The organism is Rhodoplanes sp. (assembly GCF_013377085.1).
Classification (GTDB): Bacteria; Pseudomonadota; Alphaproteobacteria; order Rhizobiales; family Xanthobacteraceae; genus Rhodoplanes.
Window position 1 is genome coordinate 14228 of record NZ_JACAAX010000021.1, and the last position, 19018, is coordinate 33245.

Here is a 19018-nt window from a genome sequence, read left to right on the forward strand (position 1 = left end):
TCGCGGGCCGCAGCCCGCGCCCCGGAACGACGGCGCTGAGAACCGCCACGATCGCTGTCGCCGAGGACCGAAAGCGCCACGATGCTCGCCTTCCTGCTCCACCGCCTGCTCTACGTGACGCCCGTGGCGATCGGCGTCACCGTGGTGTGCTTCCTGCTCGTCCATCTCACACCGGGCGATCCGCTGACCGCCATCCTGCCGGCCGATGCGACGCTCGAGCTGCAAGAGCAGATGAAGGCCGCCTACGGCTTCGACAAGCCGCTGCCGGTGCAGTACGCGCTGTGGTTCTGGAAGGTTCTGCACGGCGATCTCGGCCACTCGATCGCCACCGGCCGCCCGGTGCTCACCGAAGTGATGCGGGCGGTCAAGAACACGCTGATCCTGGCCACGGTGGCGACCGCGATCGGCTTCACGTTCGGCACCCTGTTCGGCTTCGTGGCCGGCTATTTTCGCGATTCCTGGCTCGACAAGCTGGCGTCCTTCGTCTCGGTGCTGGGCGTCAGCGTGCCGCACTATTGGCTCGGCATGGTGCTGGTGATCATCTTCTCGGCGCAGCTCGGCTGGCTGCCGCCGACCGGCGCCGGCCCGGACGGCTCGGGCGACTGGCGGCCCGACGCCGCGCATCTGCGCTACCTGATCCTGCCGGCCATCACCATGTCGGTCATCCCGATGGGCGTCATCGCCCGCACCGTGCGGGCGCTGGTCGGCGACATTCTCTCCCAGGATTTCGTCGAGGCGTTGCGGGCGAAGGGCATGAGCGAGTTCGGCGTGTTCCGCCACGTCGTCACCAATGCGGCGCCGACCGCGCTCGCCGTGATGGGCCTGCAGCTCGGCTATCTGCTCGGCGGCTCGATCCTGATCGAGACGGTGTTCTCCTGGCCGGGCTCCGGCTTCCTGCTCAACGCCGCGATCTTCCAGCGCGACCTGCCGTTGCTGCAGGGCACCATCCTGGTGCTGGCGATGTTCTTCGTCGCCCTCAACCTCGCCGTCGACGTCCTGCAGACGGCGCTCGACCCGCGCATCAAGCGGGGCTGACCGTGAGGCCGACATGACCGTCCTGGCAGAACCGGCCGCAGAGACGGTCCGCACCGCGAGCCGCCTCGGGCGCGGCTATTGGGCCGGCGTCGTCCGCCGCCTGGCGCGCGACCCGGTCGCCCTGGTGGCGGCCGCCATCATCCTGACCATCGTGCTCGCCGCGATCTTCGCCCCCTGGGTGGCGCCGGCCGATCCCTACAAGAGCTCGATGATCCGCCGGCTCAAGCCGGTCGGCGACGCCGTCTATCTGCTCGGCTCCGACGAGCTCGGCCGCGACATGCTCAGCCGGCTGATCTACGGCGGCCGGCTGTCTCTGGTGATGGGCGTGCTGCCCGTGTTCTTCGCCTTCGTGGTCGGCTCGATGCTCGGCATCATGGCCGGCTATGCGGGCGGCTGGCTCAACACGCTGGTGATGCGCACCGTCGACGTGTTCTACGCCTTCCCGTCGGTGCTGCTGGCGATCGCATTGTCGGGCACGCTCGGCGCCGGCATCCTCAACGCCATCGTGGCGCTCACCATCGTGTTCGTGCCGCAGGTGACGCGTGTCGCCGAAAGCGTCACGACGCAGATCCGCAACCGCGACTATGTCGAGGCGGCCCGCGTGAGCGGCGCCCGCGCGCCGACCATCGTGCGGGTGCATGTGCTCGGCAACGTGCTCGGGCCGATCTTCGTCTACTCGACCAGCCTGATCAGCGTGTCGATGATCCTGGCCTCCGGCCTCTCATTCCTCGGCCTCGGCTCCAAGCCGCCGGAGCCGGAATGGGGCCTGATGCTCAACACGCTGCGCACCGCCATCTACACCCAGCCGATGGTGGCCGCCCTGCCCGGCGTGATGATCTTCATCACCTCGATCTCGTTCAACCTCTTGTCGGACGGGCTGCGCTCGGCCATGGAGGTGAAGGCGTGACCGTCCTCGCCCATGATCTCGCCCACGATCCCGCTTTCCCGGATCCCACGTTGCGCGATCGCGGCGGCCCGGCGCAGCCTCTGCTTTCGGTCACCGGTCTGGTGAAGCATTTCGGCGGCAAGCGGCGCTGGCGCGGCGAGACCAAGGGCGCCGTGCGGGCGGTCGACGGCGTCGACTTCGCCATCGCCAAGGGCGAGACGCTCGGCATCGTCGGCGAGTCCGGCTGCGGCAAGTCGACCACGGCGCGCCTCGTCATGCAGATCATTCCGCCCGATGCCGGCGAGATCGTCTTCGACGGCGAGGAGGTCGGCTCGCGTGCCCTGGACCTCACGGCCTATCGCCGCGAGGTCCAGATGGTGTTCCAGGACAGCTATGCCTCGCTCAACCCCAGGCTGACGGTCGAGGACACGATCGCTTTCGGCCCGCGCGTACACGGCACTCCGCGCCGCGAGGCGACCGGCCGAGCGCACGACCTCTTGGCCCGCGTCGGGCTCGAGCCCGGCCGCTTTGCCGGCCGCTACCCGCACGAGCTCTCGGGCGGACAGCGCCAGCGCATCAACATCGCCCGCGCGCTCGCCCTGCAGCCGCGCCTGGTGATTTTGGACGAAGCCGTCTCGGCGTTGGACAAATCGGTCGAGGCGCAGGTGCTCAACCTGCTGCTCGATCTGAAAGCCGAGTTCGGCCTCACCTATATGTTCATCTCGCACGATCTCAACGTGGTGCGCTTCATGGCCGACCGCGTGATGGTGATGTATCTCGGCAAGGTCGCCGAGGTCGGTCCGTCGGACGTGATCCTCAACAACCCGAGCCATCCCTACACGGCGGCGCTGCTCGCCTCGATGCCGTCGATGGACCCGGACAACCGGACCGAGGAGGCGCCGCTCTACGGCGATCCGCCGAACCCGATCGATCCGCCCCCGGGCTGTCGCTTCCACACCCGCTGCCGCTTCACCTCGGCGATCTGCGCCAACCGGGAGCCGCCGCTCGCCGCGGTCGCCGGCCCGCATGCGGTGGCGTGCCTGATGACGCAGCCGGGCTCCGGCCATCCGCAGGCGGCCGCATCCCGCGAGGTCGCCGCATGAGCAGCCTTTCGCCCGCCGGCGCGCCGCTTGTCGAGACCAAGAACCTCACCGTCGACTTCGTCGGCACGGGAAAACCGGTGCGCGCAGTCGCCGGCGTCGATCTCACGCTGGCGCCCGGCGAGGTGGTGGCGCTGCTCGGCGAGTCGGGCTCGGGCAAGAGCGTCACGCTGCGCGCCCTGATGCGTCTCCTGCCGGAGAAGCGCGCAAAGATCGGCGGATCGATCCGGGTCGACGGCCGCGACGTGACGGCGCTGTCGCGCCGCGAGCTCTCGGCCTTCCGCGGCAGCACCGTGGCAATGATCTTCCAGGAGCCCGGTCTCGCCTTCGATCCGGTCTACCGGGTCGGCGACCAGATTGCCGAAGCGGTGGTGCGCCACGAGCGCGTGTCGCGCGCCGCCGGACGGGCGCGGGCGCTCGCGCTGTTCGAGCGCGTCCGCATCCCCTCGCCGGAGCAGCGGCTGGACAACTATCCGCACGAGATGTCCGGCGGCATGCGCCAGCGCGCCATGATCGCGCTCGCCCTCGCCTGCCGGCCCAAGGTGCTGCTCGCCGACGAGCCAACGACGGCGCTCGACGCCACCGTGCAGATCCAGATTCTGCTCCTGCTGCGCGAGTTGCAACGTGAGCTCGGGCTCGCCGTCATCTTCGTGACGCACGATATCGGGGTGGCCACCGAGGTGGCCGATCGCATCGCCGTGATGTATGCGGGCCGCATCGTCGAGAGCGGAGCCTGCCGCGACGTCATCCGGGCGCCGGCGCATCCTTACACGCGCGGGCTGCTGGCCTCGCGGGCCGATCACGTCTTCACCAAGGGCACGCGGCTGGAGACGATTCCCGGCGCTCCGCCCGATCTCACCGCTCTGCCGCCCGGCTGCGCCTTCGCGCCGCGCTGCGCGCAGGCGCGCCCGGCTTGCAACGCCGGCGTGCCGGAGGAGCGCACTGCGTCTCCTCATCACGTCGCCCGCTGCTTGCTCCTGCCCGCGCCGGCAGAGGACGGCGCCTGTCACCGCGCCGACGCGACCGCGGCGGCCTGATCACGGCGGCCTGATCACGGCTCGTGACAATCGCGCTGCTCGAGGACTGTGACAACTGCCCCGCGCGGCGCTGAATATGTCCTCGCGTCATCGGCAGAGCATCATCGAAAAACGTATCGGAGGATCTGCCTGATGCACGTCCCCGCGGGGGCGATAGTGCGCACGGACCGTGCCGAAACCATGGCAGCAGCGTGTTGTTTCGGTCACCCTCGAGCGAAATCGACGAGTCACCGAAGATTGCGGAATGGGGCATTGACTCGACGTCACGACGCTCCTCTATCGTCCACCATCGGTGCGGCTGCCGACGCCCTCGCGCATGCAGGCGCGCCGTGACGAAGGACGATGTGGTGAAGGACTTGGAGGTGAAATGTCTCGGTTGAAAGTGGCTCTGTTGCTCGCCGGCGGTGCAGTTCTCGCGTGCTCGCCCGCGTCCGCTCAGACAGCCGTCAATGTCGGCACGCTGGCGTGCCAGGTGTCCCCGACGGTCGGCATGGTGCTCGGCTCCAACCAGCAGGCGCATTGCGTGTTCACGCCGAACCGCGGCCGTCGGCAGGCCTATGCGGCGGCGATCTCGCGCGTCGGTGTCGATGTCGGCGTCAGCCAAGGCGGCCCGCTGGTGTGGTCCGTGTGGGTGCCGGGTCCGGTGAAGCGCATTCCGCGCCACGCCCTCGCGGGCAACTATTCGGGCGCTTCGAGCTCGCTCGCGGTCGGCGTCGGCCTCGGCAGCAACTTCCTGGTCGGCGGCGCCGGTCGCTCGATCTCGCTGCAGCCGGTGGGCCTGCAGAACTATGTCGGCGTCAATGTCGCGCTCGGAATCTCCAGCCTGACGCTGCAGTGAACTGCTGATCACGAACGCTCATCGTATCGATCGGCCGCGGCGGCAGCGCCGCGGCCGATCGCGTTTGGAGCGGCAGAGCGAGGTCGACGAGCTCCGATCATCGATCTCTTCGTTCAATCGCTGGCCGTTCCCGGTCGGCTTCCCTCGTAGCGGAGATCCCGGAACGCCTCTGGTAAATACTGCCGTTGCAATCCGTCGATGATCTCGTGGGCGCGTACGATCAAGCCCATCGGTGGCCATTCCGTCTCTTTCCCGCGAACGTCGACGGCGACGACGATCTTCCAGTCCGGATACTCACGGAGCAGCCCCTGCAGCTCCTTCACGATCGGCGGCCTCAGCATGGCGAGATTGTTGATCTCGACCCTCTGTTCCGGCCCGCCCCAATTGTCGTCAAACACGAAATAGTCTGCCCGGGCATGGGGGTCCTCGGTGCCGTGACGCTGCAGCACGGCGGCGATCCTGTCGTACAGCTCGGCCCAGAGTCTCGCCTGCTCATCATCGTCAGTCATCGCGATCGCCGATCATTCGTTGCCGCGGAAGATAAATCGATTTCTGTAGCCGTAAATCAACTCCCGCATTCTGATCATTCGATTGAAGTTTCGTATTCTGTGATCTGCGGACTCTTCGATCTCTCTGAGGAAGGTTCGCGCCTGATCAGGGGTCATTCTCTCGACGCTGATTCCATTCACGTCGATGAACTTTTCAAACCTCTCTTCGACTGCGTCTCTGTATGTCCGATGCGCCTTGTCCCAGGCGTTGTTGCCTTCGTAGTACAAAGGGCCCGTCTTCGCATCTTCAAAGACTTTACGCGTTTCGTCGGGTAGCGAAAGCTTGCGAAACACACTTTGAGGCATGAAGTGATGTCCGCTGGCCCTCGATTTCGAGGCTGCATACTGCGTCCCCGGACTCCATTCGTTGTCGGGCGTCGCATCGGAGAGGACACGCGGATCGTCGCCGCCGCCGCTCGTCCACTGGCCACCGTCCGGGCTTCCGGCCGGCAGGCGCGGTTGGTCCGGGTTGAAGCCGGCCTTGCAGCACGTTTCTGCGTAGCGCCTGAGCGTCGCGAGACAATGTGCGAAGGCGGCGTCCGAGGAGGCGGCAAGCGCTTGGCGGCGTTCGCGCGCGAGCCGAAGGTGCAGCCGCAGGAGCTTCACCTCGACGAGAAGCGCACCAGTGGAGATGCGCAACCGAGAGAGCTCCGCGGCGACGGAGGAGTCCTGCAACATCGGATGATCCGGAACGAAGATGGGGCAGCGGCAGTGGGCCGACCCGGACAGGCCGATAGGAGACGGCCCGGCGGCAACTGGGGACCGGTCGGCCTCACGCCGCCGCGAACGTCAGCGCGCCGGCCGACTCGAGCGCCAGGTCGTACGTCACCTCGCCGTTGTGCTCGCCGGCAAATTCGAGGCTCACGATCTGGAACAGACCCGTCACGGTGCCGAAGTCCGGGATCACGAGCTGACAGGTCCGCACGGCGCCGTCGAAGAAGGTCTGGCGCAACAGCGCGTCGGAGGCCGCGTCCTTGAACAGGCCGCGCCCCGACACCGAGGCGCGCTTGACGCCGGCGCCGTCCAGAAGCTCGCGCCAGCGCTCGGCGGATTCGGCGTGGGTGATGTCCACGGTCTCGGCGTTGAAGGCGAGCTTTCGCGAGCGCAGGCCCGCGACCGTCACGAAACTCGCGCCGTCGAGCACCTTCAGCAGCAGATCCTTGCCTTTCTGGGCGGCCATGATGTCTCTCCGTATTTTTCTGGGTCAGGCCGGCTCGGTGACGGCGCGGAAGCGGACGAGCGCGTGATGGGTTCGCCCGTCGCTCTCCCGGCGCACGTCGGCGAGCGAGAAGCGCAGATTGACCAGGCGATGACCCGACAGCGTCAGCGGCGCGTCGTCGAGCGCCTGCAAGAGCGCGCCGGCGATCAGATGCGCCTCGCGATGCCCGCCCTGTCGCGACCAGGCATGCAGCGTGAGCTGATGCTCCTCGCCGGGCGCCTCGTCGGCCGAGAAATCGGTGACGCGCGCCTCGCCGAGCGTCACATAGGGAAAGGCGACGTGACGCGGCGGCGCGTCGTAGACACGTGCCCCGCCGAGCAGCGAGACGAGCGCCTCGTCGGCGGCAAGGGCGGAGTGGACGGCGCTGCGCAGCGCCACGGCAGCCGTGGACATGATGAGCCTCATGACGATGCGATGTGACGCGGAGAAGTGTCGCCCCGTGGTTCCCTCCCCCCTTGTGGGGGAGGGACAGGGAGGGGGGTAAGCCACCCGCCGCAGAGCAAGATCCCCCCCCTTCCCGACCCTCCCCCACAAGGTGGGAGGGAGCAGGCTGCGGAGGCGGCACGGCCGAACAAACCGATCTGATCAGTCGGTGCGTTCCTCGGCGTCGATCGCCAGGAAACGCCCGGCCGGGTCGAGGTCGCGGACGCCGGCGATGCGGAACAGGCGGGGGCCGAGACGCAGCCGATGGCGCGTCGTGATCTCGGGTCCGGACCGCACCACGATGCGATGCGTGACGGCGGCGCCCGCCGCATCCGCCTCGACGTCGTCACGCGCATTGCGCGACGTGACGGCGCTCCACAGGGTCACGACCGCCGTGTAAGTGATCAGCACCCCGCCGGCGTCGTCGGCGGTCTCCACCGGCGCCTCGAGCACGAGGCGGCGGCGGAGGCGTCCGGGATCGATCACGGCGCCAGCACCCGATAGGGCGCGACCAGCGCGGCGACCGCGGCCGGCGGGCCGGTCTCGGGCTCGACGCCGCGGTGCTCGTAGAAATGCGCCAGCCACAACCGCACGGCCTGCACCAACGGGGCCGGCACGGCCACCGCGTCGGCGCCGTAGCCGACCACGGCATCGAGCGCGATCCCGGCGACTCTCAGGCCCGGCGCCGGGACCGCCGGCAACGCGAAGGCGATCACGCCCGGGGCCGCGGCAATGTCCAGTGTGAACACCGACGGGTCGATCGCATGCGGCATCCCGTCCGCATCGTAGACACGCGCCGCAGCGACGGCGCACAGCGGCGCCGGCAGCACTTTTATGCGACCGCCCGCCGGCCAGGCGTCGCGCACGAGCCGCCAGGTCTGCGTCAGCAGAGCGCGACGCGTCGCCGTCTCCACCAGCTTTCGTGCGCCGGCGACGAGCGACCCGATCAGCGCATCGTCGTCGTCGTGGTCGACGCGCAGATACAGCTTCGCCTCGGCGAGCGTCAGCGGCTCGGCCGCGGGCGGGACGAGAAGCATGGAGGACATCGCGGTCTCCGCTCGGTTGACAATTTTTTCGCCGTGCGGCTCATCGTGCGGATGCGAAGCATCCCCGCCGCCCTCGCCGGCCTCTCGGCCCTCGTCCTGATGCCGGTCTCGTCGCTCTTGCCGTCGCCCGCCGCCGCCATGGTCGGCGACGCGCCCCCGGCGTCGGCGTCGATCGCCCGCCATGTCGTGATGATCGTCGGCTCGCACGGCACCTCGTGCACCGGCACGCTGATCTCGCAGAGCGTGGTGCTCACGGCGGCGCATTGCGTGCAGCCTGGCTCCGACTACAAGCTGGTGAGGTTCGATGCGGCGCGGAACCCGACGCTGCTGCCCGTCGCGACGATCGCGCGGCATCCCGGGTTCGAGATGGCGGCGCTGCTCGGGCACCGCGCCACCGCCGACGTGGCGCTGCTGAAGGCCGAGTCGCCGCTGCCCGCGAGCTTCGCGCCGGCGCCGCTGGCACGCCGGACCGAGATCGCGGTCGGCGACGCCTTCACGGTGGCCGGCATGGGGGTGGCGGTGCGCGGCGATGGGCGCAGCGGCGGCACCGTGCGGGCGGCGTCCCTGGTCGCGACCGGCCAGCCAGGCTCGTTGCAGCTCCGTCTGGTCGATGCGGCGACCAAGGGCGAGCAGCCCGGCCGCGGCGCCTGCACGGGCGATTCCGGCGCACCGGCCTTCGCCGAGGAGGACGGCCGGTTGGCCGTCGCGGGCGTGGTGAGCTGGTCGACAGGGCCGAAACTCACCGCCGGCTGCGGCGGCCTCACCGGGGTGACGCCCCTCTCCCGCTACCGCTCCTGGATCGCCGAGGCGGCCCAGAAGCTCGGCACCAGGCTCGCCCCCTGAGGGCGCCGGCCGCGGCTCGTCAGCGTCTTTCCACAGGCGACGGAACTCACTAGGGCCCATCGCGTTGGCATCGATGCGAAGCCCGCCGAGCCAGACGGGCGGCACCGCTCAAGACCGGCCCCCAAAACCTGCCCGGAGCCTCCGGACGCCGACTCTCTTCGGATCATGAAACTGAGCACCCCCGGCCCAACCCGCCAGACCAGCGCCGACCAGCATTTCCATCTGCTGGTCGACGCCGTGACGGACTATGCGATCTCGATGCTGGACCCGGATGGGACGGTGACGACCTGGAATGCGGGTGCCCAGCGCATCGAGGGCTTCTCACCCGCGGAGGCGATCGGCGTGCCGATCGCCCGCTTCTTCACGGCTGAGGACCAGGCCGCCGGCGTGCCGCACCGGCTGCTCGACTCCGCGCGCAACGACGGCCGCGCCGAAGCGGAGACGTGGCGGCTGCGCAAGGACGGGACGCGATTCTGGGCCTCGTCGGTGATACGGCCGGTTCACGACGGCACCAAGCGGCTGATCGGCTTCGCCCTCGTCACCCGCGATCTCTCCGAGCGCAAGGCGGCCGAGACTGCGCTGCACGCCAGCGAGCGCAACTTCCGCCTGCTGATCGACAGCCTGTCCGACCACGCCATCTACGTGCTCGATCCGAGCGGGGTGATCACCAACTGGAACGCCGGTGCCGAGCGATTGAAGGGCTACACGGCCGACGAGATCCTCGGCCAGCACTTCTCGCACTTCTACACCCGTGAGGACCGGCTCGGCGGCGTTCCCGTGCGGGTGCTCGACACCGCGCTGCGCGAGGGCCGCTACGAGGCCGAAGGCTGGCGCATGCGCAAGGACGGCAGCCGCTTCTGGGCCTCCGTGGTGGTCGAGCCGATCCGCGCCGAGGGCGGCAAGCTCATCGGCTTCGCCAAGATCACCCGCGACGTCACCGAGCGCCGCGCCGCCCAGGAGGCGTTGCGCGAGAGCGAGCGCCAGTTCCGCCTGCTGGTGAAGGGCGTCACCGACTACGCGCTCTACATGCTCGATCCGAACGGCATCATCAGCAACTGGAACGCCGGTGCCGAGGCCATCAAGGGTTATGCGGCGGACGAGATCGTCGGCCAGCACTTCTCGCGTTTCTACACCGAGCAGGACCGCGCCACCGGCGCGCCGGCCCGCGCCCTGCAGACCGCGGCCAGCGAGGGCCGCTACGAGGCCGAGGGCTGGCGCGTGCGCCGCGACGGCCGGCTGTTCTGGGCCCATGTGGTGATCGACCCGATCCGCGACGAGCGCGGCGCCCTGATCGGCTTCGCCAAGATCACCCGCGACATCACCGAGCGGCGCGAGGCCCAGAAGGCGCTGCAGCAGGCCGAGGCCCAGCGCGCCCGCGCCCAGAAGATGGAGGCGCTGGGTCAGCTCACCGGCGGGGTCGCCCACGACTTCAACAACCTGCTGATGATCATCGGCGGCCACCTCGGGACACTGCGCAGCCTCGCCGGCACCGAGCCGAAGAGCCTGCGCGCCGTCGAGGCGATCACCATCGCGACCCGGCGCGGCGAGACGCTGACCCGCCAGCTCCTCACCTTCTCGCGCCGACAGACGCTCAATCCGGTGGTGATCCGGGTCGACGAGCACCTCGACGGCTTCCGCACCATGCTGGAAAGCTCGATCGGCGGCACCGTCACGCTGGCGCTGGACGTGCGCCGCGCCGTCTGGCCCGTGAAGGTCGATGTCAGCGAGCTCGAGCTCGCGCTGGTCAATCTCACCGTCAATGCGCGCGACGCCATGACGAACGGCGGCATCATCACGATCGTCTGCGAGAACGTCCATCTCGCCACCGGCGACACGCCGCATCCGCTGACGGGCGAATTCGTCGCCATCTCGGTCGCCGACACCGGCACCGGTATCGCGGCCGACATCCTGGCCAATGTGTTCGATCCCTTCTTCACCACCAAGCAGGCCCAGCAGGGCACCGGCCTCGGCCTCTCCCAGGTGCACGGCTTCGCCCATCAATCGGGCGGCACCGTCACGATCGACAGCAGGCTGAATGCCGGTACCACCGTCACGCTCTATCTGCCGCGCTCACATGAACGGATGCGCGAGAGCGGCAGCACCCCACCGGCCACCGCCGCGCCGGACAGCACGGCCCTGCTGGTCGAGGACAATCCCGACGTCGCCGAGATCAGCGCCGCCATGCTGGTCGAGCTCGGCTACCAGGTGGAGCGCGCAAGCAACGCCGCCGGCGCGCTGGCGATCCTGGCCGAGCGCGACTTCAACCTGATGGTCAGCGACGTGGTGATGGCCGGCGACATGGACGGCTTCGCGCTCGCCCGCACGATCCGCCAGCGCCGGCCCGACATGCCGATCGTGCTGGTGACCGGCTACAGCGAGGCTGCCGCCAAGGCCGCCGCCGAATTCACGGTGGTGCGAAAGCCGTTCCAGCTCGCCGACCTCAGCCGCGCCACCGCCAAGGCGATCGTCGAGGCCGGCGAAGGCGCGCCGAGCAATCTGGTCCGGCTCAGCAAGGCACGCCGCCGCCCGCACGGCGACGACGAGGCGTGAGCTCGATGCAGAATGTAGGGTGGGCAAAGGCGCGCAACGCGCGCCGTGCCCACGCAGACGATTACGCGACGGTGGGCACGCGTCGCCTTCGACCCTACGGCGAGCCTCGATCTACAGCCGCCGCACCCGTGGTCCCCCGCGAGACCCTGCGGTCAGCGACGTGACGGCCCAGACCAGGGCGTCGAGGCGGTCGGGGGAGCGGCCGGAGGAGAGGCCGTCGAGGCCGAAATCGGCCATCTCGTCCTCGAGCGCCGGAAAGGCGCCGACATGCTTCACCCGGCCCTGCTCGTAGAGCGCCGCGACCGGCTCGGCCCGGAGCCACTTTCCGCGCGTCGCATGCACGGCCTTCACCGGCACGGCGGGATCGACCTCGCGCAGCACCGTCCTCACCATCTCGCCGCCCATGTTGACCTCGGCCACGATGGCGTCGGCCTCGAGCCGGCGGACCAGCGCGACCGCCCGCGCCGCCCAGGCGGCCGGCGTCAGCCCGGCGCTGGAGGCATCCTCCAGCACGTAGACGACACCGCCCTCGCCGCGTCCGGCGGCGACGATGCCGCAGGCGTCGGCGCCGCGGCGCGACGAGCCGGGCGGATCGAGCCCGACCACGATGCGCGACAAGGCAGGCGCGCTCCGCACCCGGCAGGCCTCGATCAGGGCGCGCGACCACAGCGCATCGGGGCGATCCTCGATCAGCTCGCCGTCCAGCTCCTGGCGTCCGAGGCGGGTGCCGGCGTAGCGCGCGACCACCGTCTCCAGGAACGCCGGCGAGAGGTTGGCGCCGTTCGCCGCCGTGCCGGCCCGCGTCAGGCGCGTGTGCGGATCGGCGATCAGTCTCTTGATCAGCGGGATCGGCCGCGGCGTCGTGGTGATCATTTGGCGCGGTCTTGGGCCGAGGCGCAGGCCGAACTGCAGCATGTCGAAAGCCTGTTCGGCATAACGCCACTTGGCCAGCTCGTCGCACCACGCGGCATCGAACTGCGGGCCGCGCAAAGAATCCGGGTCGTCGGCCGAGAACACCTGGGCGACGGCGCCGTTGCGCCATTCCAGCCGGCGGCGGGTCGGCACCCACAGGGGGCGCTGCGCCCGCGGCGACGTCTTCAGGATCCCCGAAGGCCCCTCCACCATCACGTCGCGGGCGTCCCGCTCGCTCTCGCCGACCAGCGCCAGCGCGCCGTAGCGATGCGCCGCCCAAGGCGGCGTGCCGTGCACCAGGGCCCGCACCCATTCGGCGCCGAGCCTGGTCTTGCCGGCGCCGCGCCCGCCCAGCACCAGCCAGGTGATCCACGGCGTGCCGTCCTGGCCGGCCTCGGCATGCTGCTGGTGCGGATGGGCGAACAGCGCGAAGTCGTCAGCGAGCCGCCTCAGGATCGCCGGCGGCATCTCCCGCAGGAGCGTCGTCGTCAGGCCGGTCGCGCACGAGCTGCTCAATGCGGCGCGCAAGCACGCGACGGAACTCGTCGATGTCTCGGGGCATGTCGTCATCGGGGTCCTGCGCGGCGTCGGGCTCGCGCATGCGGCGCACTTTTGCGAGCGTGTCGGTCAGGCGTTCGAGGCTGCGGACGATACGCTCGCTGTCGGTCGCCGAGGCGATCTTGCGCACCTTTCCGGCGCGGGCCTTCTCGATGGCGGCGAGCTCCTTCGCCACCGCCTGCTCCAGGCGCCGGATCAGCGTGTCCGGCGCGCCAGGTCGCTTCGGCGAAGTAGGCGCATCGCCCATGTCGCCGGCCGGTCTGTCGCGCCTCAGCCATCCCTGCTTCTCGACCAGATTGTGAAAGGTCGACACCGGGAGATCGAAGGCCAGCGCAATCGCTGTCTTCGACTCGTCCGTCTCCTCGTAGCGTCGGCGCAGCGCCTCGAGGACTTCGGGACTCCAGATACGCTTGGTGAACCGGTCCCGCATGGCGGCCCCGCTGGGTCGATCGATGGAACGGGAGAGCAGCAGGCGCGGCACAGGCGCCGGCGCTGCGGGCGCGCAAAGTCGCGTCGCCCGGCCTGGCGCGATCCGCCACCGGATCATCAGTATCGAGGCCGGCTCATGCGGAAGCCCGCCTCACCGTCCGGGCGAAACCCGAACGCCCATCGACGCCGAAGGCCGGCCGCGGCAGGCCCTGCCCCCGGCCGAGGAGCCGGGTCCGGGTCCGAGGCGCCGTCCGGGCGTCCGTGTCACTTGGTGACGACGACTTCCTTGCAGTTCTGGCCGCCGAAAATGGTCCGGACGCATTCCCGAACCGTAACGGGCTTGGGAGCCTCGGCGGGCTTCGCGTCCGACGTGCCCTTGGCGATCGCGGCCTGCTGGGTGGCCGACGGCAGCGGATGCTGCTTACCCGGGAACGGCAGCTTGCCGAGAACGAACAGCATCACGACGATAACCAGCAAGGCAAACAACGTGCGCATGACGACTCTCCAAAAGGGGCGTCCGGCTCAATCGAGATCAGCGACATCGAGATCAGCGACTGGGCGTTGGCCGGCCGCCTAAAAAATCCGTTCGAACAATTCCGTAAAAGGCGTAACCGGGGTCCCGGGCGCGGTCAAGAGGAGCCGCGCTGCACCGGGGCAGAATGGTCGAGCCGGACCGTCTCTCCGCGGCCGTCATGCCCCCTCGATACGGCCCTCGGCGGCCCGGCACAGGTCGCCCTCCAGAACAGGAGCTTCGACAGTCGGCTCCGTCGAGCGGGCGCCGCCCCCGGCGGTGGTCGGACGCTCGGAGGCCTCGCGCGACGCCAGGCCGCCGGCGCCGAAGGTGGAGCGCCGGATCGCACCGCCTCCGACACCGAGCGGGCCCGCGCCCGCCGTTTCAGGGGCGGGCCGAGTTGCATCGAGTCGTGCATGCAGCAGCGACCCACCGCCTCCGCTCATCCCCGCGAAAGCGGGGATCCAGCGCAAAAAACTGGATTCCCGCTTTCGCGGGAATGAGCGGAGCCAAGCAGTCTCGCGCGAATCTCAGGCGCCGTCTCGGCCCCGTTGTCGTCAGCTCGCCGAGAACTTCAAGAGCTTGATGGCGTCGAAATCCTGGACGCCGCCGCCGACCCGCTTGGTCGTGTAGAACAGCACGTAGGGCTTGGCGCTGTAGGGGTCGCGCAGCACCCGCACGCCGGCGCGGTCGACCACCAGATAGCCGCGGCGGAAGTCGCCGAACGCGATGGCGAGCGCACCGGCGCCGATGTCCGGCATGGCGTCGTCGGCGACCACCGGATAGCCGAGCAGCGTCGCCGGCTGGCCGGCCTGCAGGCCCGGGCTCCACAGATACTGGCCGGTGGAGTCCTTGAACTTGCGGATGACGCTTTCGGTCCTGCGGTTCATCACGAAGGCGGCGTTGCGGCGATAGCCGGTGCGCAATGCGCCGACGAAGTCGATCAGCACGTCGGCCGGGTTCGTGGCCGGGAAGGCGCCGGCGGAGCCGCTCGCCACGTATCCGAGATTGCCCCAGCTCCACGACGCGGCGGCGACGGTCGGATAGGCCAGAAAGCCCTTCGGCTTGTTGACGCCGTCGCCCGTGACGAACGCCGCCCCCTCCTGCTCGGCAAACGCCTGGTCGACCTCGGCGGCGAGCCACTCGTCGATGCTCACCATGGCGTCGTCGAGCAGCGTCGCGGTGGCGGCCGGCATGGCGTAGAGCTCCATGGTCGGGAAGCTCAGCTCGGCCAGCGCCGGCGAGCCGGTCTGCGGCCGCGCGTCGGTCTCGCCGATCCAGCCGACCGTCGGGCCGGAGGTCATGAACGGCTTCTTGTAGACGCTGGCGCTGACCGTGCGGCCGGCCGCGATGGCGCGGATGGGCGACACGTCGCCGAGCCGCCGGCCGATCTCGCGCTCGACCTCGGGCGGCACCAGATAGCCGCCGTCCGGCGCCGAGCCGACCGACAGCGCCTTGCGCTCGATGGCGAGGAGGCCGGTCGCGTCGCCGCGCCGGACATAGGTGTCGAACGCCGCCTTGTGCTCGCGCCGGCCGGGATCGTCGGCGCCGTCGCGGCCGAGCGGCGGGCGAAAACCCTTGAGCACCAGCTCGTCGACGCGGCGCTGCTGATCGATCAGGCCGGCATCGATGCGGGCGAGACGGTCCTCGGTGAGCGGGTCGGCAGCGCCGCGCCGCTCGATCTGGCCGAGCCGCGCATCGTTGGTCTGCTTGTAGGCCTCGAAGCTGCGCATGAGATCGTCGAGGCCCAGACGGCTCTCGAGACGGCTCTCGGGGCCGGCCTTGGTCTCCGGCGAGGCGAACGGCACGGGGTCGGTGTCGATGTCCATGATGGCTCCTGGGTGGACGTTTCGGAGGGGGCTCGAACGACGCGATCAGCACCGCGCGACGAGGCGGCGGGACGGCATGCTCTTGACCGCGCGCACGCGGGCGCCGGCCAGCAGCGGGAACGTGACGATCGAGATCTCCCACAGATCGATCGCCTCGAGCTTGCGGATGCGGGTCGCCGGATCGATGCGGCCCCGCACGGTGCGAAAGCCGATGGAGAGCCCGTCGACGGCGCCGGCGCGCACCAGCGCCAAAACCTCGCGGGCGCGGGCGACGTCGGGGATCAGCTTTCCGCGCGCCTTCAGGCCGCGAAAATCCTCGGTGAGGTCGAGCCAGATGCCGATCGGCTCGGCCGGGTCGTGCTGGAACAGCATCGGGATGCGGCGCAGCCCGCGGGTGCGCAGCGTCTGCGCGAAGGCGCCCGGCATCACCATGTCGCGCGCCTGGTCGACCTCGCCGAACAGCGAGGCATAGCCTTCGACCGTGCCGTCGCGGTCGACAGTCGGCGCGGTGCGGAGGATGTCGGAGACGGGGCTGAGCATGGCGGAGTCCGTCGGAACGAGCGACCTGAGAGAGAGGGAGAGAGACGGCTGAAAGAATCGATTCTTTGCGGGACGCGGCGCGGCCGGTGGTGCGCATGCGTGCCGGAGCCCGGCCCTTCCGGAGGCGGCACGGAGGGGCTACAAAAGATGCCCGCGGCCCGGATGACAGCCGTCACCCGCCGCCGCGTGTGAACCGTTCGCGGGCGGCGGCATGCTGGAAAACCTGAAAGCCAACAATCGCGGCTGGGCCGAGCGGAAGGTCGAGAGCGACCCGGATTTCTTCCTGCGGCTGGAGCGCCAGCAGGCGCCCGAATATCTATGGATCGGCTGCTCCGACAGCCGGGTGCCGGCCAACGAGATCGTCGGCCTCGATCCGGGCGAGCTGTTCGTGCACCGGAACGTCGGCAATCTCGCCCCGCCGCAGGACGCGAACTATCTCTCGGTGCTGCAGTTCGCCGTCGAGGTCTTGAAGGTGAAGCACATCCTGGTGGTCGGGCATTACGGCTGCGGCGGCGTGCGGTCGGCCGTCGACGGCGTCCGCCGTGGCCTGGTCGACCACTGGCTGCATCCGATCCGTGAGGTCTGGCACGAGCACCACGGCTCGCTGACCGCGATCGCGGACGAGACCGCGCGGCTCGACCGGCTGTGCGAGCTCAATGTCGAGCGCCAAGTCCGCAACGTCGTGTCCGACATCTTCGTGCAGGACGCCTGGGCGCGCGGCCAGCCCCTGTGGGTGCACGGCTGGGTCTACTCGCTGGCGAACGGGCTGATCACCGATCTCGGCGTCACGGTCGGCGGCATCGCCGAGGCGATGCTCGACTGATCACTCGGACGCCAGCTCACTTCGCCGTGCGGCGGCGGCGCGGCTTGGTGCGCTTGGCCGGCGGCTCGCGACGGTCGCGGCGGCCGATCCGCTCGAGATGATCGAGGAACTCGCGAAACACCGCGGCATGGTCGGGCCGCGACTTGGTTTCTCCGCGCAGGCTGCGCAGCACGGCATGCAGCGTATCCATCAGGGCTTGCTCCGCAGATGATCGTTGAAGCGCGACAGCGCATGGACGAAGTCGTCGAAGCGGCGCGACGCCGCGGCCAGCTCGCGCAGCGCGTAAGCCGCCAGCACGCTCGACGACGACGCCCACAGGAACAGCGCCAGATGGGCGAGATCGCCGCGCTGGGAGAAGATCGCGATCAGGTCGGTCATCACGCGTCTCCCGCCAGCGTCCGTCGTCCCGGGGCGGCGCGACGCGCCGAGCCCGGGACCCATACCCCCTGTGCTTCGAGAACAATCAGCACCGGGAGTATGAATTCCGGGCCCGCGCTTACGCGCGTCCCGGAATGACGGAATTGGAAAGCGCCCGCTTTCGCGGGGACGAGCGGCGGAGGACGTGGCCTCACACCCGGTCGCCACCATCGATCGGACCGAAGCCCAGCATCGCCCGCTTCTCGTTGACGGTGAGGAAGGGCGCGGCGGTGAGGCGGTCCCACAGCGCGGCGCGGTCGCCGGCCAGCGCATCGACCCGGTCGGTGTCGACCACCAGCGTGAGACGCTCGCCGAAGGCCGGCGCCAGCCACTGGGCGAGCGCACCGCCGACCCGGCTGGCCAGCGGCAGCACGGTGTGGCGCCAGAACGCCCGGTTCGCCTCCTGGAAGTTCGCATAGGTGTTGTCGCCCGGAATGCCGAGCAGCATCGGCGGCACCCCGAAGGCAAAAGCAATCTCTCGCGCGGCGCTGTTCTTGGCTTCGAGGAAATCCATGTCCTTCGGCGTCATCGACATCGCCTTCCAGTCGAGCCCGCCTTCGAGCAGCAGCGGCCGGCCGGCATTGGCGGCGCCCTGATAGCTCGTCTCCAATTCCCGTTTCAGCCGCTCGTACTGGTCCTCGGCCAGGATCGCGCCGTCCGGCGCCGCATAGACGAGCGCGCCGGAGGGCCGCGCCGCATTGTCGAGCAGCGCCTTGTTCCAGCGCGCCGCGGCGTTGTGGGTGTCGACCGCGACGGCCGCCGCCTCCAGGGCGCCGAGGCCGTAGTGATCGTCGAGCGGATTGAAAAGCACCAGATGCAGGATCGGCGGCAGCGCGCCCGCCTGCTCGAACCGCACGGTGCGGCCCGCGGCCGTGTAGTCGTAGGCCTGCGCCCAGCCGTCCGGGCCCGGCACCACCCGCATGCGGTCGGGCCGCAGCGCATAGAGCTCGCGCACCGTTCCGTCGAGGCTGACGGCCTCGACATAGCCGTTGCCGCTGATCAGCAGATAGGCCGTGACGGCTTCGAGAAACGCCGCCCCGTCCTGCCGCGGATTGGGCCGCGCCAAGAGATCGGTCAGCGCATGATGGTCTTGCGGCTCGCCCGCCTCGTAGGCGAGGTAGGTGAGCGCCGCGACATTTTCGGCGACCAGCTTTATCGCCCGATGCGCCACCGCATTCTTGACGAAACCCTCGCGGGCCAGCGCCGCATAGTCGCGCGGCGTCCAGCGGGCCGTGCCGCCCGACTCGATCTGCACCAGGCGGGCGACACGCGAGCTTTTCTGCTCGCGCGACAAGGGCGAGGACTCGCGCGGCGCGCGGAAAGGCGCGCGCAAGAGGCGCGTCAGACGGTTCGGCATGGCGATGCTTTCGGGATGTCGGCGATGCGGGCAACGCTGCGGCCCCAGACCGTGCCGCCGCCCGACGCAATTTTCGACCGTGCCCGAGACCTACCGGACCAGCGTCACGCTGTCAAG

At 69.7% G+C, this 19018-nt stretch carries 22 protein-coding genes; 8 read left to right on the plus strand and 14 right to left on the minus strand.

The window, feature by feature from the left end; translation table 11 throughout:
- The first annotated feature begins 81 nt into the window (after positions 1-81).
- The 5 genes from HXX10_RS15700 (at position 82) to HXX10_RS15720 (ending at position 4896) form a co-directional block, all read left to right on the plus strand.
- A complete protein-coding gene (locus HXX10_RS15700; protein ID WP_296523691.1) occupies positions 82-1035 on the plus strand; it encodes an ABC transporter permease in 954 nt (317 codons plus the stop codon).
- Positions 1036-1048: 13 nt separating this feature from the next.
- Complete coding sequence (locus tag HXX10_RS15705; RefSeq protein WP_296523692.1) at positions 1049-1942, plus strand: ABC transporter permease; 894 nt, start codon at positions 1049-1051, stop codon at positions 1940-1942.
- Positions 1939-3024, plus strand: coding sequence for an ABC transporter ATP-binding protein (locus tag HXX10_RS15710; protein WP_296523695.1), 1086 nt, complete (start codon positions 1939-1941; stop codon positions 3022-3024). Before HXX10_RS15705 ends, HXX10_RS15710 begins: the two co-directional genes overlap by 4 nt.
- The gene (locus HXX10_RS15715; protein WP_296523697.1) at positions 3021-4058 is read left to right on the plus strand and encodes an ABC transporter ATP-binding protein; all 1038 of its coding nucleotides are present in this window, start codon (positions 3021-3023) and stop codon (positions 4056-4058) included. Before HXX10_RS15710 ends, HXX10_RS15715 begins: the two co-directional genes overlap by 4 nt.
- Before the next feature lie 367 nt (positions 4059-4425).
- A complete protein-coding gene (locus HXX10_RS15720) occupies positions 4426-4896 on the plus strand; it encodes a DUF992 domain-containing protein (RefSeq protein WP_296523700.1) in 471 nt (156 codons plus the stop codon).
- A gap of 113 nt (positions 4897-5009) precedes the next feature.
- Here the strand turns inward: HXX10_RS15720 and HXX10_RS15725 are convergent, their stop codons facing one another.
- From HXX10_RS15725 to HXX10_RS15750, 6 genes are all read right to left on the minus strand, one after another.
- Complete coding sequence (locus tag HXX10_RS15725) at positions 5010-5405, minus strand: hypothetical protein (RefSeq protein WP_296523702.1); 396 nt, start codon at positions 5403-5405, stop codon at positions 5010-5012.
- 12 nt (positions 5406-5417) lie between these two features.
- A complete protein-coding gene (locus HXX10_RS15730) occupies positions 5418-6122 on the minus strand; it encodes a hypothetical protein (protein ID WP_296523703.1) in 705 nt (234 codons plus the stop codon).
- Between the two features lie 94 nt (positions 6123-6216).
- Positions 6217-6624, minus strand: a complete 408-nt coding sequence (locus tag HXX10_RS15735; RefSeq protein WP_296523704.1) for a phage major tail protein, TP901-1 family — start codon at positions 6622-6624, stop codon at positions 6217-6219.
- Between the two features lie 24 nt (positions 6625-6648).
- On the minus strand, positions 6649-7056 hold the full coding sequence (locus HXX10_RS15740) for a DUF3168 domain-containing protein (protein ID WP_296523705.1): 408 nt from the start codon (positions 7054-7056) through the stop codon (positions 6649-6651).
- A 192-nt stretch (positions 7057-7248) separates the two neighbouring features.
- Positions 7249-7572 carry a phage head closure protein gene (locus tag HXX10_RS15745; protein ID WP_296523706.1) on the minus strand — a complete coding sequence of 108 codons (324 nt, stop codon included), beginning with the start codon at positions 7570-7572 and terminating at the stop codon, positions 7249-7251.
- A complete protein-coding gene (locus HXX10_RS15750) occupies positions 7569-8132 on the minus strand; it encodes a head-tail connector protein (protein WP_296523707.1) in 564 nt (187 codons plus the stop codon). The genes HXX10_RS15745 and HXX10_RS15750 overlap by 4 nt, the downstream gene beginning before the upstream one ends.
- Before the next feature lie 51 nt (positions 8133-8183).
- Here HXX10_RS15750 and HXX10_RS15755 point away from each other — a divergent pair, with 51 nt between their 5' ends.
- Both HXX10_RS15755 and HXX10_RS15760 read left to right on the plus strand, forming a co-directional pair.
- Complete coding sequence (locus HXX10_RS15755; RefSeq protein WP_296523708.1) at positions 8184-8975, plus strand: trypsin-like serine protease; 792 nt, start codon at positions 8184-8186, stop codon at positions 8973-8975.
- 165 nt (positions 8976-9140) lie between these two features.
- On the plus strand, positions 9141-11525 hold the full coding sequence (locus HXX10_RS15760; RefSeq protein WP_296523709.1) for a PAS domain S-box protein: 2385 nt from the start codon (positions 9141-9143) through the stop codon (positions 11523-11525).
- Between the two features lie 111 nt (positions 11526-11636).
- On the opposite strand, the gene HXX10_RS15765 is transcribed toward HXX10_RS15760, so the two are convergent.
- The 5 genes from HXX10_RS15765 to HXX10_RS15785 all read right to left on the minus strand — a co-directional run bounded on the left by HXX10_RS15765 (position 11637) and on the right by HXX10_RS15785 (position 16304).
- Positions 11637-12905, minus strand: coding sequence for a terminase family protein (locus tag HXX10_RS15765; protein ID WP_296523770.1), 1269 nt, complete (start codon positions 12903-12905; stop codon positions 11637-11639).
- The gene (locus HXX10_RS15770; RefSeq protein WP_296523710.1) at positions 12874-13425 is read right to left on the minus strand and encodes a hypothetical protein; all 552 of its coding nucleotides are present in this window, start codon (positions 13423-13425) and stop codon (positions 12874-12876) included. The genes HXX10_RS15765 and HXX10_RS15770 overlap by 32 nt, the downstream gene beginning before the upstream one ends.
- 263 nt (positions 13426-13688) lie before the next feature.
- The gene (locus HXX10_RS15775; protein WP_296523711.1) at positions 13689-13919 is read right to left on the minus strand and encodes a hypothetical protein; all 231 of its coding nucleotides are present in this window, start codon (positions 13917-13919) and stop codon (positions 13689-13691) included.
- Positions 13920-14492: 573 nt separating this feature from the next.
- A complete protein-coding gene (locus HXX10_RS15780) occupies positions 14493-15764 on the minus strand; it encodes a phage major capsid protein (protein WP_296523712.1) in 1272 nt (423 codons plus the stop codon).
- 45 nt (positions 15765-15809) lie between these two features.
- Positions 15810-16304 carry an HK97 family phage prohead protease gene (locus HXX10_RS15785; protein WP_296523713.1) on the minus strand — a complete coding sequence of 165 codons (495 nt, stop codon included), beginning with the start codon at positions 16302-16304 and terminating at the stop codon, positions 15810-15812.
- Between the two features lie 211 nt (positions 16305-16515).
- On the opposite strand from HXX10_RS15785, the gene HXX10_RS15790 reads away from it, so the two are divergent.
- Positions 16516-17127 (plus strand): carbonic anhydrase, encoded by a 612-nt coding sequence (locus HXX10_RS15790; RefSeq protein ID WP_296523714.1) that lies wholly within the window; start codon positions 16516-16518, stop codon positions 17125-17127.
- A gap of 16 nt (positions 17128-17143) precedes the next feature.
- Here HXX10_RS15790 and HXX10_RS15795 read toward each other — a convergent pair whose 3' ends face one another.
- The 3 genes from HXX10_RS15795 to HXX10_RS15805 all read right to left on the minus strand — a co-directional run bounded on the left by HXX10_RS15795 (position 17144) and on the right by HXX10_RS15805 (position 18901).
- Positions 17144-17317 carry a hypothetical protein gene (locus HXX10_RS15795; RefSeq protein ID WP_296523715.1) on the minus strand — a complete coding sequence of 58 codons (174 nt, stop codon included), beginning with the start codon at positions 17315-17317 and terminating at the stop codon, positions 17144-17146.
- Positions 17317-17505, minus strand: coding sequence for a hypothetical protein (locus tag HXX10_RS15800; RefSeq protein ID WP_296523716.1), 189 nt, complete (start codon positions 17503-17505; stop codon positions 17317-17319). Before HXX10_RS15800 ends, HXX10_RS15795 begins: the two co-directional genes overlap by 1 nt.
- A gap of 190 nt (positions 17506-17695) precedes the next feature.
- Positions 17696-18901, minus strand: a complete 1206-nt coding sequence (locus HXX10_RS15805) for a phage portal protein (protein ID WP_296523717.1) — start codon at positions 18899-18901, stop codon at positions 17696-17698.
- Positions 18902-19018: the final 117 nt, after the last annotated feature.

Coding starts and splice junctions, on each gene's coding strand:
- HXX10_RS15770 (WP_296523710.1), bottom strand. CDS start 13,425: ATGCGGGACCGGTTCACCAAGCGTATCTGGAGTCCCGAAGTCCTCGAG.
- HXX10_RS15780 (WP_296523712.1), bottom strand. CDS start 15,764: ATGGACATCGACACCGACCCCGTGCCGTTCGCCTCGCCGGAGACCAAG.
- HXX10_RS15715 (WP_296523697.1), top strand. CDS start 3,021: ATGAGCAGCCTTTCGCCCGCCGGCGCGCCGCTTGTCGAGACCAAGAAC.
- HXX10_RS15795 (WP_296523715.1), bottom strand. CDS start 17,317: ATGGATACGCTGCATGCCGTGCTGCGCAGCCTGCGCGGAGAAACCAAG.
- HXX10_RS15730 (WP_296523703.1), bottom strand. CDS start 6,122: ATGTTGCAGGACTCCTCCGTCGCCGCGGAGCTCTCTCGGTTGCGCATC.
- HXX10_RS15735 (WP_296523704.1), bottom strand. CDS start 6,624: ATGGCCGCCCAGAAAGGCAAGGATCTGCTGCTGAAGGTGCTCGACGGC.
- HXX10_RS15750 (WP_296523707.1), bottom strand. CDS start 8,132: ATGTCCTCCATGCTTCTCGTCCCGCCCGCGGCCGAGCCGCTGACGCTC.
- HXX10_RS15790 (WP_296523714.1), top strand. CDS start 16,516: ATGCTGGAAAACCTGAAAGCCAACAATCGCGGCTGGGCCGAGCGGAAG.
- HXX10_RS15775 (WP_296523711.1), bottom strand. CDS start 13,919: ATGCGCACGTTGTTTGCCTTGCTGGTTATCGTCGTGATGCTGTTCGTT.
- HXX10_RS15805 (WP_296523717.1), bottom strand. CDS start 18,901: ATGCCGAACCGTCTGACGCGCCTCTTGCGCGCGCCTTTCCGCGCGCCG.
- HXX10_RS15785 (WP_296523713.1), bottom strand. CDS start 16,304: ATGCTCAGCCCCGTCTCCGACATCCTCCGCACCGCGCCGACTGTCGAC.
- HXX10_RS15705 (WP_296523692.1), top strand. CDS start 1,049: ATGACCGTCCTGGCAGAACCGGCCGCAGAGACGGTCCGCACCGCGAGC.
- HXX10_RS15740 (WP_296523705.1), bottom strand. CDS start 7,056: ATGTCCACGGCTGCCGTGGCGCTGCGCAGCGCCGTCCACTCCGCCCTT.
- HXX10_RS15760 (WP_296523709.1), top strand. CDS start 9,141: ATGAAACTGAGCACCCCCGGCCCAACCCGCCAGACCAGCGCCGACCAG.
- HXX10_RS15720 (WP_296523700.1), top strand. CDS start 4,426: ATGTCTCGGTTGAAAGTGGCTCTGTTGCTCGCCGGCGGTGCAGTTCTC.
- HXX10_RS15800 (WP_296523716.1), bottom strand. CDS start 17,505: ATGACCGACCTGATCGCGATCTTCTCCCAGCGCGGCGATCTCGCCCAT.
- HXX10_RS15700 (WP_296523691.1), top strand. CDS start 82: ATGCTCGCCTTCCTGCTCCACCGCCTGCTCTACGTGACGCCCGTGGCG.
- HXX10_RS15765 (WP_296523770.1), bottom strand. CDS start 12,905: ATGCCGCCGGCGATCCTGAGGCGGCTCGCTGACGACTTCGCGCTGTTC.
- HXX10_RS15725 (WP_296523702.1), bottom strand. CDS start 5,405: ATGACTGACGATGATGAGCAGGCGAGACTCTGGGCCGAGCTGTACGAC.
- HXX10_RS15755 (WP_296523708.1), top strand. CDS start 8,184: ATGCGAAGCATCCCCGCCGCCCTCGCCGGCCTCTCGGCCCTCGTCCTG.